This is a genomic window from Streptomyces sp. NPDC021115 (genome assembly GCF_044333065.1).
GTDB lineage: Bacteria > Actinomycetota > Actinomycetes > Streptomycetales > Streptomycetaceae > Streptomyces.
Window position 1 is genome coordinate 527,904 of record NZ_JBIRQF010000004.1, and the last position, 14,352, is coordinate 542,255.

Below are 14,352 nucleotides of genomic sequence, written 5' to 3' on the forward strand. Positions count from 1 at the left end.
GTGTGTTGACGAGCCTCCCATCAGCAGCTCGGAGCTTTTGAGCCCGGCCTTGGAACTGGTATGCCCGCATGTTGATGTGTCGTGCATCTGCTGGGGCTCCACGGCTTTGGTCACGATGAGTAGCTATTTTGGGGTGGTTCGGAGACTCTGGGGGCGGTGACGAGTTAGTAGGTCGCGGAGGTCCTGCCGCTCTGCAGCGGGACGACGATCTTCGCCACGCCGGACCACATCACCGGCCCGAAGTCTGGAACCTCACCTCACTGGCAACTGAGCCCCGTTGCTGAACTTCGTCATGTAGCGGTGTCCCAGGGTGTTGGCCGAAAAGGTCACACGGCTGTGCCAGCATGTTGGCTGCAATGCGTACGGTGGCGCGATGGGAAGGGGGGATGGCATGTCGCTGCGTGACCTGGTACGCCAAGAGGCCGTCGCGCATATGACTCCAGCGGAACGCCTCGCGCAACTGCGCTCCGCGCGGCTCTATTTCCGGCGGCCCGAGCAACCCGGCTTCTTCGTCTCGGAGACGGTGGAGGGGCCGGTGGTGGCGGTCTTCACTTCCTGGGAGGGGCTTGCCCTGTTCGCGGGCGCATGTGAGTGGGCATCCACCACCGCCGAGGACCTGATGGAGCAGCTGCCGGAGGGGGTCAGAGCGCTGGTCGATCCGCTGGGTCCGCGTCCATTCGTGCTGGACGCGGTAATGGCCGACGTGTCGGCGGATGCCGCTGGAGCGGCACACGAGACAGCCGAGACACGGGGCGAGTAGACGTGGCGGGGGATGACGGAAGCGGCAAGGGCACACCCGGCGGGAATGACCCGGCGCCCGGTGCGGGGTACGCGGTGGAGATATCCGGGGTCCGCAAGGTCATGAAGCCGCTGGAGGAGTCCGTCGTAGCGGCCCGCAAGATCAAGGACGACTGGAAGGCGATGGCCGGGGATATCGACTTCGCGGCCACGATCGATATCGAGAAGCCCGCCAAGGAGGTGCTCTCCAAGTGGGGCTACGGTATGGGCCGCATCGCCCAGCACACTGACGAGATCCTTGAGACCTTGCGGCAGGTTCTCTCCGCCTACGTCATGGCCGACTTGCTGCACATCAAGGACTTCTCCCCGACCGAGGACAACATGGCCAAACTTCCCGTCGGCGACCACGGTCTGCAGGTTTGGGATGAAGGGTACCGGGGCGAATTCGACTCCGCGCCGAAGAGCCTCCAGCAGCAGTGGGACGAAGAGCCGAAGCCGGAGAAGACGCCTCGGATCCACCGCGTCGGGAAGGACCATGTCATCGATTGGGAGAGCGATGACAATCGGGGGCCCATTGCATGACCTCGAAGGACGCGACAGAGGGCGCCTCACCCGGTGCCACCGAGCGCATACCGCCGAACGCCAAGCCCAGCGATGTCATCATCGGCAGCCCCAGCAAGATCGATGACCTCGTCGTCAAGCTCCGCGCCTATGCGGAAGCGTTCGGTGACGGCAACGACAAGCTGGCTGTCCTCGTCCGTATGCCGTGGACGGGCGAAGCCGCCGAGAGCTTTGAAGGCGCCGTCAAAGCGCTCCCAAGGGAGCTGAAGGCGGCACGCAAGTACTTCAAATCCGCAGCCAGTGCCCTGGACGCCTATGCCGACAAGCTGCGGTCCGTCCATAAGCGGCTCAAACCGATCATCGCGGATGCGGACGCCGCCCGTGCCGCGTCCACAAAGCACGCCGATCAGGTTGAGAAATACAACGCGGCCGTGGACCGCAAGGACGACAACCTTCCGGACAAGCCACCAACCGAAGACCCCGGCTCCACCGCGCTCCAGGACTGCTATCGCCGTCTGGACATCCTGGAGAAGGAACTTCAAGACGTCGTCGACACCTCCAAGAAGAAGCTGGAGGCGGCGGCGGAGAAAGCCCCTGACGCGCCCAAGGGCTGGGACCGCGTCTATGAAAAGGGACAGAACTACCTCTACGGGGCGTGGGACACCGCGCGCGGCTTGTACAAGCATGGCGAATACCTGGTCGAAGACGGTTTCGGCGGCTGGTCCATGCAACTTGCCGGAATGGCCGACGGCGTCGTCTACGCGCAGGAACATCCCAAGGAGTTCGCCAAAGCCGCCGTCAACTGGGACGAATGGCAGCGCAATCCCGCCCGCGCCGCCGGCCAGCTGACCCCCGACCTGCTGCTCGCACTGGCCACCGGCGGCGGGTCCGTCGCGCGCAAGGGCGCCTCTGCCGCCAAGGACGCCGCCAAACGACTGGCCGGCCGCGAGCGGGCACTGCGCCGGGACGGCAGCGGGCGCGAACGCGCGGACAGCGAGCCGCACAAGCACGACAAGTGCAAAGGCGAGAAGTGCGGCCTCAACGAGCCGGTGGACGCCGCCACAGGGGAAATGTTCACCTCGGCGACGGACGTCGAACTGCCCGGTGCCCTCCCGCTCGTGCTGGAGCGGCACTACGTATCGGGGCACCCGTGCGGCGGCTGGTTCGGCCCCACCTGGGCCGGGACGTTGGACCAACGGCTGGAGCTGGACGACAAGGGCGTCGTCTACATCGCCGACGACGGCATGGTTCTGACCTACCCCGTCCCCGAACCCGACGTGCCCACCCTCCCCACCAGCGGACCCCGCTGGCCGCTGTCCTGGGACGGCAAGCCGGACAGCACCATGACGATCAGCGCCCCCGAGCGCAACCGCACGCTGCACTTCACCCCGCTGCCCACCGGCGGATCGGAGCTGGCCCTCTCAGCGATCACCGACCGGGCGGGCAACCGCATCACCTTCGCCTACGACGCGAAGGGCGCACCGCACGAGGTCACGCACTCGGGCGGCTATCGCATAGCCGTGGACACCGATCCCGAGCTGCTGCGCATCACCCGCCTTCGTCTGCTTCACGGCCAGGACGGAGAGCGCAGCACCACTCTCGTCTCGTACGCCTACGATGCGGCGGGCAATCTCGCGCAGATCATCAATTCCACGGGCGACCCGCTCCGCTTCCGCTACGACGACCAGCACCGCATCACCGCTTGGGAAGACCGTAACGGCACCGCGTTCGGCTACGTCTACGACCATCGAGGCCGGGTCCTGCGCACCGTCGGCCCCGACGGCACCTTCTCGGGACGCTTCCGCTACGACGAGGCAGCGCGCACCACCCGCTACACCGACTCCCTTGGCCACGAGTCGGTGTACGTCTACAACGAGGCGTACAAGATCGTCTCGGAGACGGACAACCTCGGCCACACGACCCGAACCGAGTGGGACGAGACCAACCGCCACCCCGTGGCCGTCACCGACCCCCTGGGCCACACCACCCGTTACACCTACGACGACCTCGGCAATCCCACCCGGATCGAACGCGCGGACGGCACCGCCCTCACCGCCGTCCACGACGACGACTGCCTCCCGCTGGAGATCCGCGACCCGAACGGCGGCGTGTGGCGCCACACCTATGACGACCGGGGCAACCGCACCTCCACCACGGACCCCACAGGCGCGGTAACCCGCTACACCTACAACGACGCGGGACACCTCACCGGGATCACCGACCCTCTGGGTCACACGACGACCGTCACGCCGAACCCGGCCGGCCTCCCGACCGCCCTCACCGACCCCCTCGGCCACACCACCCACGTCCAGCGGGGCCCCCACGGTCGCCCCACCGCACTCACCGACCCCCTCGGCAACACCACCCGCCACGGCTGGACCATCGAAGGCCAGCCCGCCTGGCGCGAGAACCCCGACGGCACCCGCGAAACCTGGGAGTGGGACGGCGAGGGCAACCTCGTCACCCACACCGACGCCGCGGGCCACACCACCTCCCACACCCACACCCACTTCGACCTCCTCGCCACCCGCACCGACCCCGACGGCGCCCACTACGCCTTCACCTACGACACCGAGCTACGCCTCACCACCGTGACCAACCCCCAGGGCCTGACCTGGGACTACACCTATGACGCGGCGGGCCGCCTCACCGCCGAGACCGACTTCAACGGCCGTACCCTCGCCTACACTCACGACGCGGCCGGAAACCTGCTCTCCCGCACCAACGGCGTCGGCGAAACCCTGCACTTCACCCGTGACGACCTCGGCCGCACCACCGAACAACGCAGCGACGCGGGCGAGATCACGAGGTATGCGCACAACGCCGCAGGCCACCTCCTTGAAGCGACCAACGCGGACGCCGAGCTGAGCATCGAGCGGGACGCCCTGGGCCGCGTCCTGTCAGAAACGGTCAACGGCCGCACCACGACCTACGCCTACGACGCTGTCGGCCGCCGCACCGACCGCACCACCCCGGGCGGACTTCTCTCCCGTTGGACCTACGACCCCGCAGGCCGCCCCACCCACCTCGACAACGGCGCAGGCGCCCTGTCCTTCACCTACGACGCGGCAGGCCGAGAAACCGAACGCCACCTGGGCAACGACGTCACCCTCACCCAGACCTGGGACACCTCCGACCGCCTCACCGCCCAGACCCTCACCCGCGCCCCGGAAGCCGCCGACCGCCTCCTCCAGCACCGCTCGTACGCGTACCGCGCGGACGGCTACCTCACCGAGATCCGCGAACTCACCTCCGGCACCCGCCGCTTCGACCTCGACCCGGTCGGCCGGGTCACCGCCGTCCACGCCCACGGCTGGACCGAGACCTACGCCTACGACGCGGCGGGCAACCTCACCCACGCCACGGCCCCGGACCACGAAGCCCCCGGCGACCGGACGTTCGCCGGCACGATCCTCCACCGCGCCGGGCGCACCACCTACGAACACGACGCCCAAGGCCGCCTCACCCGCCGCACCCGCAAGCTCCTCAACGGCCAGACCCGCACCTGGACCTATACCTGGAACACCGAGGACCGCCTCACCGACGCGACCACTCCCGAGGGCGAGCACTGGCACTACACGTACGACCCCCTGGGCCGCCGCATATCCAAACACCGCCTCACCGACGACGGCACAGCGGCCGACGCCCTGCACTTCACCTGGGAGGACACCCGCCTGGCGGAACAGTCCACCCCGGACGGCACCCACACAACCTGGGACTACACCCCAGGCACCCACCGTCCCCTCACCCAGACCAACCGTGACCTGGGCACCCCCCGCTTCCACGCCGTCATCACCGACTTGGTCGGCACCCCCACCGAACTGGTCACCCCAGACGGCGAACTGGCCTGGCAATCCCGCACCACCCTCTGGGGCATCCCCCTCCCCACCCCACCCTCCGCCACCGACTGCCCCCTCCGCTTCCCCGGCCAATACGCCGATCCCGAAACCGGACTCCACTACAACTACTTCCGCCACTACGACCCGGAAACAGCCAGGTACGTCACGCCGGACCCGCTGGGGCTCGAGCCGGCTTTCAATCATCACGCTTATATCGAAAACCCGTACACTTGGATCGACGCACTGGGCTTGGAGTCAGAATGCCCCAAGCTAACTCGCGGTCAAAAGTTTGACAGAATTCAAGATAAGGGGGATTTGAATGAAGCCCAGTTGAAAAATCTCAAGAGGTTCGTTAAGGGGGCCCCTGCTGGTGCCGAGATTCCAACTGTCAAGAAATCCTCAGATGGGTCTGCCGAGTTCAACTACAAGGTGCCAGGTATAGTTCCGGGTTCTTACGCTGTATATACGAAGGTTGTAGATGTGGGCGGAGAGACGATCGACGCCTATAAGACAACGTGGGACCCTGATGGGAATGTGGTCCATGTGAAGCCTAAGTGAGGAAGGTGTGGTAGGTGAATCGCGAGGAAGTCCAGGCCCTTCTGGATCTGGTTAACTTGGAGGGTCGCGTCGACGACCTCATTCCGGCCGCGCGCTCGGTAAGTCGAGGTCATATCGATGAGGTTGTGATTTTCGGCCGCGCCAGTGCAATCAATGCCGTCCGGAAATGTATTTCCGGTGAAATTACGGGGCCAGAATTTACGGAATGGGCGGAAGCCATCCATTCACTGGATCCGATTGGTGTCGACGAGGAATATGAAGACCTGCTGCTTCAATTCCTTTTTGAGATTTCTACCCCTGAGCTGTTTTTTGCTATTGATGCGGAGACATGTGCGAAGTGGGCGGATCGGCTCCGAAAAGGCGCCTAGCTGGGGGATTTCGACTGCCTCGCTGATCGACACCGATATGAGGGGGCAGACCTGACCGATGCCGTCCTTGACGAGAACATCTTCGAGATCAAAGCCGACGACTCCTGTGCGGTACCGACGCGTCGGGAGCGAGCTTCCGCGCCACGAGCAGCGCGGCAGCGTGACACTGCAGGCCGTCGGTCCGCCCAGCTCGTCGAGCGACTCCGGCAGCACGTAGGGCTTCGCCGCTGCATACCTGCTCATGGGTCCGGCATGCCCGATCGGCACTGTCGAGTGCATCGGCAGCGCCCGTCGGGGCACGGGGGAGTGAACGCGGCCGCCGGACATGCGCGGCAGCTACCTGGCATGGAGCGGGCAAGGTGGCCGTTGATCGTCCTGGGCAGCAAACAAGGTCCGGGTCTGTGACCTGGGGCTTTGAGGTGGAGCGGGTGACGAGAATCGAACTCGCGCTCTGAGCTTGGGAATCACCGGCCCATTACGGTTGATCATCCCGCTGACCTGAGTAAACGATACCTTTAGCGATCTTGGGTAAGGGCTCCTGGTGTCCGCTGTTGACCGTGGTCTACCGCTCGTTCTGGCACGTATCTGGCACGGCTCCTCGCGCGGTGACTACCAGTGTTGCCGCGTTGATCAACCGAGTATTACGTGTGATGTCGCTCGGTGGTGCTGTCCTCATCGTCGGGCCTCGGCGCGAAGAGGAGCTCTAGCAGCCTGTGGTAGGCCGCCGGGTTCGGATCGTCGGACACGTGCCATTCGACCTTCACCTGGGGGTTGCTGTGGTCGATCATGCAACCACGTTCGGTGCAGTCGTGGTCTTGGGGCATCGCGTTCTCTGCGTGCATGCGACGAACGTAGCGAGGTTCAGCCCGCTTCGCGTACCAAACGACCCATTTCAGTGCAGCTAGGGTCTGACCTAAGGCAGTTCTCCGGGTGCAGGCATAACACGTCCAGTGTGGCAGATCATCGGCGGGGGCCCAGGTCAGAGCGGGGTGGGGGTGGTCACCCTCGGGTGCCGACTGTCAGCGTTGGTCGGCTTCGGGCGGCCCAGGGACGGCCCAGGAGGTCTGGTTGTTGCAGGCGACTCGCGTGCTACTAGGTCCGCTGGAGATCCATTGCGGGACCACCCTTAGTCACATCACCGTAGCCCTCGACCAGCTTCCCCAGTCGCACTGGCTGACCGGCGGACTGCTCGGTCCCCATCGATATCCCGTGGCAACGCCTGTCGTAGAGACGCGTTAAACGATCACTTGGAAGTGTCTGCCACTGGGCAACTGGGTAGGTATGATGATTAGTTGACGCTTACGCGAACACGGGAGCCACGCTGAATCAGGGGGGGGGAGGTCGGTCGATGGAAGCCGAAATTGCTGGCGTGTTGGCCGGTGTTATTGCCTCGTTCATTCCAGTCGGTTGGCGCGCATTTAGGCAACTGCTGCAATTGCGCCGATTGAACTCTGTGCAGGTCGATATCGCTAGCCACAAAGTAACCTTCGAAGCGAAAGGACGCGATGCTCATTCTGTGAACCTCGATCTAGCCAACGCAAGCGAGGCGGCCCGGTTTGACGAATTCCTGAATGAGTACGACAGTAGGCCTGCGGGACGTGATTCGTGACGATTCCCCCGCAACGGAACGGCATCACTCAGACTGGACCAGCCGTTCCAACGCCGTTTAACGCTGACGCACTCAAGGCGTCGCTCGCCGGGGCTGGTGCTGGCGTCGGCCTAGCCGCTTTTGTTGGCGAAAGCTACCAAGATAAGATAGCGGGCAAAGTATTTCTGTACCTGGCTCCACTGATTGCAGTCCTGCTCTCGGCGCTCTTCGAGTGGATTCTCGTGACTCTAGAACTCGTGAGCCGGCGCAAGAAGGCTAAAATCCGCTACGCCTCCGTACAAGCCATGCTTAATGTGCAAAACCTAGATCCCGCCCGAAAGGCCGAATTGGATCAGGAGCAAATAGAAATCGAGAATGAGGCCCTCCGTTGGGGCTTTCCGCTCACCTGAAGGTCGGTGGAGCGACTTTGGGCTGGAGCTGCTTTGGGGCGAGTGATCATGGCCCCGTAAGCTTGCGGCGCGTCGGGCAGTCTGTGGACCTGCCCACCTGTCGGTGGCGGATCTGGGGTGGCTGGCCGCCCGGGGCGGACGTGCGGCCGGACCGGCCCCGCTGCCTGCCGGCGACGGGGCTGCGTTCGAGGTGGACCGGGTCGTGAACAACAGTGGCCTGGTGGGCCTGGGCGGGCACCAGGTGCTGGCGGCGGAGATCCTTGGAGGACGCCAGGTGGGTATCCGGATCGACGACGAGACACTGTCGTTCTTCGATCCGTCCTCGCGGGAACTGCTGCGGGTGCGGCCCAACCCGCTGACCAGCGAGGAAGTCCGCCGACTGCGGGGCCTGCGTCCGGCCGGACCGCCGCCGCGTCCGGGCATCGAGCCCGTGCGTGTGCAGCGGCGGGTCAGCAAGGTGGGCACGGTCATGGTCTGCCGCCAGACGATTTCGCTCGGCCGCCCCTACGCAGGCCAGACCGTGACCGTGCACGTGTCGGACACGACGATCACCGTTGAGCTGGACAGCCAGATCCGGGTCATCCGGCGCACGACCGACGTCCCGGTCCGTAACGTGAAAGCGAACAAGCCCCATAGGGCTCCCTATGTTGTCTAGGCCCACCGTCAAGCATCACCCGAGACCAGAACGTCAACCATCAGCTGGGATCCGACAGCTTGCGCTTGGCGCGTTCGTGCTCGGCCTTGGTGATGATGGACTCGGCCCCGTCGATCTGGTGGCGGAGCCTGCTGAGCACGTCGGTGCGGGCCGAGTGGATGAGGTCGTCCGTGGTCGGTGTGGTGCCCGTGGGGGACCAGAACGTCTTGTGGCTGCACTCGCGGACTATGTCCAGGCAGGTGCGGATCACCCAGTTCATGGCCACGGTGATCTCGGCGCGGTGGAGCTGGTCCAGGTCCCGGCTGTTGTTGTCGTCAGGGCGCGGTGTCATTCGGCGTGACCTGTGGTCGGCGTCGACTTCACGGTGAACCAGACCGTCTTGCCCACGGTGTGTTCGATGTCGCCCCAGGCGTCGGCGAGTTCGGCGACGAGGAGCAGGCCGCGGCCGTGTTCGCTGTCGAGGTGCGGGGCTTGGGAAATGGGGCGGCCGGAGCCGGAGTCGCGTACCTCGATGCGTACCTCCTCCTCGGTGGCCTCGATGCGCACCCGGAACAGCCGGCCGGGCGGGACGCCGTGTAGGAGGGCGTTGGTCGCGAGTTCCGAGACGCACAGCTCGATCTCGTCTAAGCGATCGACGTAGCCCCACTCGGAGAGTGTTCGGGTCACGAACTGTCGGCTTGCCTGGATGGAGGGCTTACGCCGCGTGAACAACTGTTGGCCCGTCAAGTGCACGGCCGGTCACCGCCTCAGAGCGTACTGTGAGATTGAGGTAACTTTATTGCTATTCGCGAAAGATGGCAAGGTAGTCTCAAGGCGGTGGCCATGGGGTCGCTTACTGTGTAAAGCGGCAAAGTTGGCGAGTCCGATCAAGCTTGAGGAGGGGTTCGGTGCCTGGCGACGCGTGGATCAGTTCCTCGATGCCTTATCTGCGGCCGGCTGCCGGAGGGCAGGGGGATGTGTGGGAGCAGGAGACCGCGGCGCGAGGGCGTCGGGGCACGCAGCGGATCGTGGGGGCGGGGAAAGTGCCCGCTCCCGAGGCGGTGGCCCGGCTGCTGGGGCTTGCGGAGGGGGATCGGGTCGTCGTGCGGCGACGGATCATGTACCTGGACGAGCAGCCGTGCGAGCTGACCGACTCGTACTACCCGGCCGATATCGCGGCAGGGACCGCGCTCGCGGGCACCGCGAAGATCCGTGGCGGGGCCGTGGCCCTGCTCACTGAACTCGGGTACGTGGGGCGGCGGGTGCAGGAGGATGTGACGGCCCTGATGCCGGATGAGGAAGAGCGCGAGCTTTTGCGGACGGCCGCCGACGAGCCCGTGCTGCGGCTGGAGCGAGTGGTCCTCGACGGGGACGAGCGAGCCATCCAGGCCGACCTGATCACCATGCCCGCCCACCGGCAGCGTCTGCGCTACGAACTCACGATGGGATGACCGTGCCCAAGGCCGAACACGACGCCGTCGACCGGCGGTCGCTGCACGAGCGGATCGCCGCCGACCTACGGGACGAAATCATGTCGGGCGACCTCCGCCCCGGCGCGAACCTGCCCTCGACCGCGCAGCTCAAGGAGCGGTTCAGCGCGTCGAATGCGACCGTCCAGAAGGCGCTTCAGCTGCTGAAGGACGAGGGCCTGGCGGTCGGCCGCGCCGGAGCGGCCGTCACCGTACGGGAACATCGGCAGCGCACCATGCGCCCCGCCTCGTACATGGCCCCGGCCGCGCCCGGTCAGCCGTATCGGTGGATCAGCGAGGCCGCCAGTCACCAGACGCGCGGGAGCAGCCGGCTCCTCGACGTCACCGAGGCTCGGCCGCCCGCCGATGTCGCCGAGGCGCTGCGGCTCCCAGAGGACGGCACGGCGCTGTTGCGGACGCAGGTGCTGCTCATGGATGACGAGCCGGTGGAGCTGGTGAAGTCCTACTACCCGCTGGAACTGGCGCGCGGGACGGCGATGATGGACCGCCGCAAGATCAAGGGCGGCACCCCGGCCCTCCTCGCGGAACTGGGCTACCCGCCCCGCCTCAGCGTCGACAAGGTCTCCGCCCGCGTGCCGACCCAGGAGCAGTACACGGTGCTTGGTCTGCCCGGGAACCTGCCGGTGCTGCGTACGTTGCGGGTGGTGTACAGCGACGACGAACGCCCCATCGAAGCCACGGTGATGGCCAAGGCCGGTCACCTCTACGAGTTGCAGTACGAGTTCACTTCCTCCTGACTGCGGCCACGCAGGAGCGGCCGAGCGAAGCCAACGATGTGGCCCGTGACCGCCGTCGAACCTTGCCCGAACTGCACCACTTCAGCCGAAGACTGGGAGTCCCTGCGTGAGTGAGCGGAAAAAGCCGTTCCTGTACGTCGTCGTCTGTGCAGCCGAGATCGCCGATGACGTCGGCAAGCTGATCAACGCGGCGCAGGAGCGGGGCTGGGACGTGGGCGTGATCGCCACGCCGCAGGGCCTCGGCTTCATCGACGCCCAAGCGGTCGAGGTCCGGACCGGCTATCCGATCCGCTCCGCTTGGCGCTCCCCCGGCGCCCCGCGGCCCCTCCCGCCTCCGGACGCGATCGCCGTCGCCCCGGCAACGTTCAACACGATCAACAAGTGGGCTGCCGGGATCGCGGACACCCTGGCCGTGGGCATCCTGTGCGAGGCGTACGGCATGGGCACCCCAATCGCCGCCCTGCCTTACCTCAACGCCGCCCAGGCCGCACACCCCGCCTACCGGCAGAGCCTGGAACGGCTGCGCGAGATGGGAGTACTCATCGCCGACTACGAACCACACCAGCCGAAGGCGGGACGAGGCCGCGACCGGTTCCGGTGGGAGCAAGCGGTGGAGCTTCTCACACCCCGGGTGCGGTGAGCGTTCCCTGAGGAGCACCACATGTTCTGGTGCGAATCCGGTGCACGGCGTGTAGGGCAGTCGGGGCAACAAAGAAGCCCCGGGCCGCTGGCCTGGGGCTTTGTGGTGGAGCGGGTGACGAGAATCGAACTCGCGCTCTGAGCTTGGGAATCACCGGTGCTGACCATGGTTGTAGGCCGCTGATCAGGTAAAACGCGGCCTCTGTGCCTCAGTGGGTGGGTCTGATCGTGCCTTCATCGACCTCTGTGCACCGCCTTGAAGGGCACGGCTGGGGCATGACTGCTGAGCTTGAAAGCGTGGTTGGTCATGGTGGGGTGCGAGCGAGGCCGGTGCCGGTAGATCAGCCGGGGTCCCTTATTTACCGGCGCCCCGATGCGCTCGACCGTGCCTGCCAGCAGGTCGATGCGGGCGGTCGGGCAGGCAACGGCGGTCACCTCGCATGGTCCGGTGCGCGGGGCGGACGGCGACGCGGCGGTCGTCGCGCGCCCGCCCCGAGCACGCATGTCCTCGTCTACGCGGCGGGGGTGAGTTCGGCGCGGCCGAACAGCAGCGCGTAGCCGGAGGTGAGCTGGCGCAGGATGCGGGTGATGAGTTCGGGGCCGGCGTAGGCCGCGACGGCGGAGAAGACGGTTCCGGTGTCCCAGCGGGTGGTGGCCAGGGAGGCGCCGGTGCGGGTGGCGAGGTCCTTGACGAAGGCCCAGCCACCCAGGGGCTGGGTGTCGGGGATCTGGGCGGTGAGGATGCGTGCGGCTTCGAGGGGGAGGCGGGCGGCCAGTTCGACGCGTTCGTCGCCGGTCAGCTGACGTCCCAGTCCCGCGAGGACGAGGCGGACGGCTTCCTCGGCCTTCTCGCGGGTGGGGTAGGCGCCGTCGTAGCGGACCTTTTCCAGCATGTGCGCGTACGCCCTTGTGCAGGGCTGCTGGAGCGGTGCGCTCTGGTCGGACATCACTGCGGTGGTTGCCTTTCTGTCACCAGGGTCGTGGTGGCCCGTGTGTGGTCACCGGGGTGGGTGGTCAGATGGGTCGGGGGCGGCCGAAGAGGAGGTCGTAGCCTGCGGGGAGCTGGAGCAGGATCTCGCCGAGGAGGTCGTCGTCGGCGCTGTCGGCGACCGTGGACAGGACAGCGCTGACGTCCCAGGCCGCGGTCTGTTCGGTGGCCCCTTCGATCCAGGCCGCGGTCGCCCGCACGAACCGCTCCGGGGGGAGCGGCTCGGCGCTCTGCAGCGGGTTGAGGAGGATCAGGGCGAAGTCTTCCGGCAGACGCGCCGCCAGCTGGGCGCGTACCTCGCCGACCAGGTGTGCGCCCAGCAGGGCCAGCACCACGCGGGCCGCGCGTTCGGTCTCCTGCCGAGTGCCGTATTCGCCGCGTTCCTTCACATGGTCGAGGAACGCTTCGCGTCGCACAGCCACTTCGGCCGTCACCCCCTTCCTCGGCCCATGGGGCGCGGAGGACGGGCGAGGGGGGAGATCAGATACCCGTCCTCCGCCGCTGTTCAGCCCTTGTCCGTCCGGTTCAGCCGGAGATCTCCTTGCGGCCGGCACCGACGCCGACGGTGACCTTGCGGGGCTTGGCGCGCTCGGCGATCGGGATGCGCAGGGTGAGCACGCCCGCGTCGTAGTCGGCCTGGATGTGCTCGGTGTCGAGGGTGTCGGCGAGCGCGATCTGGCGGGAGAAGGCGCCCAGCGGCCGCTCGGACAGCTCCATCTGCACGTCGTCGGTCTTTGTCACGGGCCGGCGCTCGGCCTTGACGGTCAGCATGTTGCGTTCGACGTCGATGTCGATCGCGTCCGCGCTGACGCCGGGGATGTCGAAGGCCACCACGTACTGGTCGCCCTCGCGGTAGGCGTCCATCGGCATCGGGGACGGCCGGGACCAGGTGGCCGGTCCCATCAGCTGCTGCGTCAGCCGGTCGAGCTCACGGAAGGGGTCGGTGCGCATCAACATCGGAAAACACCTCCAGGAAGGTTCGGGCAGTTGCTGCCAATGCGCCTCACTGCTTCTGTTGTAGCATGTCATCCAATGGATGACAAACCTGGTGTCGTCCAGAGGATGACTACCTGAGGGAGGTGCCCATGACCCCGGCCGACCAGCCGGCATCGTCCAGCGCCGGCACACAGAGCCCGGCGTCGTTCCTCACCGCCGCGGCGGCCCTGCATGCCATAGACGACGCCCTGCACGCCGCCCGCCACGAGGTCCCCGGCACTGCCGACACTCACGACGTCGGCCCCGAGCAGGCCCTGGCCTCGCTTCTGCTGCTGCGGCAGGTACGCGAGCAGCTCGCCGGATGGGAATCCGGCCTGATCGAAACCGCTCGAGAGGCGGGTGCCAGCTGGGCGGACCTCGCCCACCCCCTCGGCGTCGCCAGCCGCCAGGCCGCCGAACGCCGCTACCTGCGCAACCGGCCCGGTCCCGCCGGAACCACCGGCGAACAACGCGTCCAGGCCACCCGCGAACGCCGCGCCGCCGAACGCACCACCACTACCTGGGCCCGCCGCAACGCGGCCGACCTGCGCCGCATCGCCGGCCAGATCACCGCCCTCACCGACCTGCCCACCACGGCCCGCCTCCCGCTCAGCCAGCTCCACGCCGCCCTCGCCCACGACGACCCCGCCGAACTCATCCGTCCCCTCAACGCCACCCGCCCTCACCTGGCCGCCCACCCCGACCTCGCCGCACAACTCGACACCCTCACACCACCCTGACCCCACTCGTTACTCCAAGGCGCGCGCGAGACATTGCGAGGCAGGCGGCGGGATCCCGCGCGGGTGGCCGCGTGGTGCGGACAGCGG

17 protein-coding genes are annotated in these 14,352 nt (G+C 66.7%); 11 read left to right on the forward strand and 6 right to left on the reverse strand.

Annotation, left to right across the window (positions count from 1 at the left end; all coding sequences use genetic code 11):
* The first annotated feature begins 391 nt into the window (after positions 1 to 391).
* Genes ACH4TL_RS16420 through ACH4TL_RS16435 form a run of 4 tightly spaced genes read left to right on the forward strand, consistent with a single transcriptional unit; the run spans position 392 to position 6,064 of the window.
* Positions 392 to 760, forward strand: coding sequence for an SseB family protein (locus tag ACH4TL_RS16420; protein WP_398314579.1), 369 nt, complete (start codon positions 392 to 394; stop codon positions 758 to 760).
* Positions 761 to 762: 2 nt separating this feature from the next.
* Entirely contained in the window at positions 763 to 1,320 is a 558-nt protein-coding gene (locus tag ACH4TL_RS16425) for a hypothetical protein (protein WP_398314581.1), read from the forward strand.
* A complete protein-coding gene (locus ACH4TL_RS16430; protein WP_398314583.1) occupies positions 1,317 to 5,696 on the forward strand; it encodes a DUF6531 domain-containing protein in 4,380 nt (1,459 codons plus the stop codon). The genes ACH4TL_RS16425 and ACH4TL_RS16430 overlap by 4 nt, the downstream gene beginning before the upstream one ends.
* 14 nt (positions 5,697 to 5,710) lie before the next feature.
* On the forward strand, positions 5,711 to 6,064 hold the full coding sequence (locus tag ACH4TL_RS16435) for a hypothetical protein (protein WP_398314585.1): 354 nt from the start codon (positions 5,711 to 5,713) through the stop codon (positions 6,062 to 6,064).
* A gap of 641 nt (positions 6,065 to 6,705) precedes the next feature.
* Here ACH4TL_RS16435 and ACH4TL_RS16440 read toward each other — a convergent pair.
* Positions 6,706 to 6,906: a hypothetical protein gene (locus ACH4TL_RS16440; protein ID WP_398314586.1), complete on the reverse strand. Its 201-nt coding sequence runs from the start codon at positions 6,904 to 6,906 to the stop codon at positions 6,706 to 6,708.
* Positions 6,907 to 7,412: 506 nt separating this feature from the next.
* Here ACH4TL_RS16440 and ACH4TL_RS16445 point away from each other — a divergent pair.
* The 3 genes from ACH4TL_RS16445 (at position 7,413) to ACH4TL_RS16455 (ending at position 8,717) form a co-directional block, all read left to right on the forward strand.
* Positions 7,413 to 7,673 carry a hypothetical protein gene (locus ACH4TL_RS16445; RefSeq protein WP_398314588.1) on the forward strand — a complete coding sequence of 87 codons (261 nt, stop codon included), beginning with the start codon at positions 7,413 to 7,415 and terminating at the stop codon, positions 7,671 to 7,673.
* Complete coding sequence (locus ACH4TL_RS16450; protein ID WP_398314590.1) at positions 7,670 to 8,062, forward strand: hypothetical protein; 393 nt, start codon at positions 7,670 to 7,672, stop codon at positions 8,060 to 8,062. The genes ACH4TL_RS16445 and ACH4TL_RS16450 overlap by 4 nt, the downstream gene beginning before the upstream one ends.
* A 202-nt stretch (positions 8,063 to 8,264) precedes the next feature.
* A complete protein-coding gene (locus ACH4TL_RS16455) occupies positions 8,265 to 8,717 on the forward strand; it encodes a hypothetical protein (RefSeq protein ID WP_398314592.1) in 453 nt (150 codons plus the stop codon).
* 40 nt (positions 8,718 to 8,757) lie between these two features.
* Here ACH4TL_RS16455 and ACH4TL_RS16460 read toward each other — a convergent pair whose 3' ends face one another.
* Both ACH4TL_RS16460 and ACH4TL_RS16465 read right to left on the reverse strand, forming a co-directional pair.
* A complete protein-coding gene (locus ACH4TL_RS16460) occupies positions 8,758 to 9,048 on the reverse strand; it encodes a hypothetical protein (RefSeq protein ID WP_398314594.1) in 291 nt (96 codons plus the stop codon).
* Positions 9,045 to 9,443 carry an ATP-binding protein gene (locus tag ACH4TL_RS16465; protein WP_398314923.1) on the reverse strand — a complete coding sequence of 133 codons (399 nt, stop codon included), beginning with the start codon at positions 9,441 to 9,443 and terminating at the stop codon, positions 9,045 to 9,047. The genes ACH4TL_RS16460 and ACH4TL_RS16465 overlap by 4 nt, the downstream gene beginning before the upstream one ends.
* 161 nt (positions 9,444 to 9,604) lie before the next feature.
* On the opposite strand from ACH4TL_RS16465, the gene ACH4TL_RS16470 reads away from it, so the two are divergent.
* From ACH4TL_RS16470 to ACH4TL_RS16480, 3 genes are all read left to right on the forward strand, one after another.
* A complete protein-coding gene (locus ACH4TL_RS16470) occupies positions 9,605 to 10,147 on the forward strand; it encodes a GntR family transcriptional regulator (RefSeq protein WP_398314596.1) in 543 nt (180 codons plus the stop codon).
* The gene (locus tag ACH4TL_RS16475) at positions 10,144 to 10,923 is read left to right on the forward strand and encodes a GntR family transcriptional regulator (RefSeq protein WP_398314597.1); all 780 of its coding nucleotides are present in this window, start codon (positions 10,144 to 10,146) and stop codon (positions 10,921 to 10,923) included. The genes ACH4TL_RS16470 and ACH4TL_RS16475 overlap by 4 nt, the downstream gene beginning before the upstream one ends.
* 106 nt (positions 10,924 to 11,029) lie before the next feature.
* Positions 11,030 to 11,563, forward strand: a complete 534-nt coding sequence (locus tag ACH4TL_RS16480) for a flavoprotein (RefSeq protein WP_398314598.1) — start codon at positions 11,030 to 11,032, stop codon at positions 11,561 to 11,563.
* Between the two features lie 511 nt (positions 11,564 to 12,074).
* Here the strand turns inward: ACH4TL_RS16480 and ACH4TL_RS16485 are convergent.
* The 3 genes from ACH4TL_RS16485 to ACH4TL_RS16495 form a co-directional block, all read right to left on the reverse strand.
* Positions 12,075 to 12,509: a DUF2267 domain-containing protein gene (locus ACH4TL_RS16485; protein WP_398314599.1), complete on the reverse strand. Its 435-nt coding sequence runs from the start codon at positions 12,507 to 12,509 to the stop codon at positions 12,075 to 12,077.
* A gap of 67 nt (positions 12,510 to 12,576) precedes the next feature.
* The gene (locus ACH4TL_RS16490) at positions 12,577 to 12,972 is read right to left on the reverse strand and encodes a DUF2267 domain-containing protein (RefSeq protein ID WP_398314600.1); all 396 of its coding nucleotides are present in this window, start codon (positions 12,970 to 12,972) and stop codon (positions 12,577 to 12,579) included.
* Positions 12,973 to 13,075: 103 nt separating this feature from the next.
* Positions 13,076 to 13,507 carry an Hsp20/alpha crystallin family protein gene (locus tag ACH4TL_RS16495; RefSeq protein ID WP_398314601.1) on the reverse strand — a complete coding sequence of 144 codons (432 nt, stop codon included), beginning with the start codon at positions 13,505 to 13,507 and terminating at the stop codon, positions 13,076 to 13,078.
* 128 nt (positions 13,508 to 13,635) lie between these two features.
* Between ACH4TL_RS16495 and ACH4TL_RS16500 the strand changes: the two genes are divergently transcribed.
* Positions 13,636 to 14,265, forward strand: coding sequence for a type III effector protein (locus ACH4TL_RS16500; RefSeq protein ID WP_398314602.1), 630 nt, complete (start codon positions 13,636 to 13,638; stop codon positions 14,263 to 14,265).
* Positions 14,266 to 14,352 lie beyond the last annotated feature (87 nt).

Coding starts and splice junctions, on each gene's coding strand:
- ACH4TL_RS16420 (WP_398314579.1), top strand. CDS start 392: ATGTCGCTGCGTGACCTGGTACGCCAAGAGGCCGTCGCGCATATGACT.
- ACH4TL_RS16430 (WP_398314583.1), top strand. CDS start 1,317: ATGACCTCGAAGGACGCGACAGAGGGCGCCTCACCCGGTGCCACCGAG.
- ACH4TL_RS16440 (WP_398314586.1), bottom strand. CDS start 6,906: ATGCACGCAGAGAACGCGATGCCCCAAGACCACGACTGCACCGAACGT.
- ACH4TL_RS16445 (WP_398314588.1), top strand. CDS start 7,413: ATGGAAGCCGAAATTGCTGGCGTGTTGGCCGGTGTTATTGCCTCGTTC.
- ACH4TL_RS16460 (WP_398314594.1), bottom strand. CDS start 9,048: ATGACACCGCGCCCTGACGACAACAACAGCCGGGACCTGGACCAGCTC.
- ACH4TL_RS16475 (WP_398314597.1), top strand. CDS start 10,144: ATGACCGTGCCCAAGGCCGAACACGACGCCGTCGACCGGCGGTCGCTG.
- ACH4TL_RS16485 (WP_398314599.1), bottom strand. CDS start 12,509: ATGTCCGACCAGAGCGCACCGCTCCAGCAGCCCTGCACAAGGGCGTAC.
- ACH4TL_RS16495 (WP_398314601.1), bottom strand. CDS start 13,507: ATGTTGATGCGCACCGACCCCTTCCGTGAGCTCGACCGGCTGACGCAG.
- ACH4TL_RS16500 (WP_398314602.1), top strand. CDS start 13,636: ATGACCCCGGCCGACCAGCCGGCATCGTCCAGCGCCGGCACACAGAGC.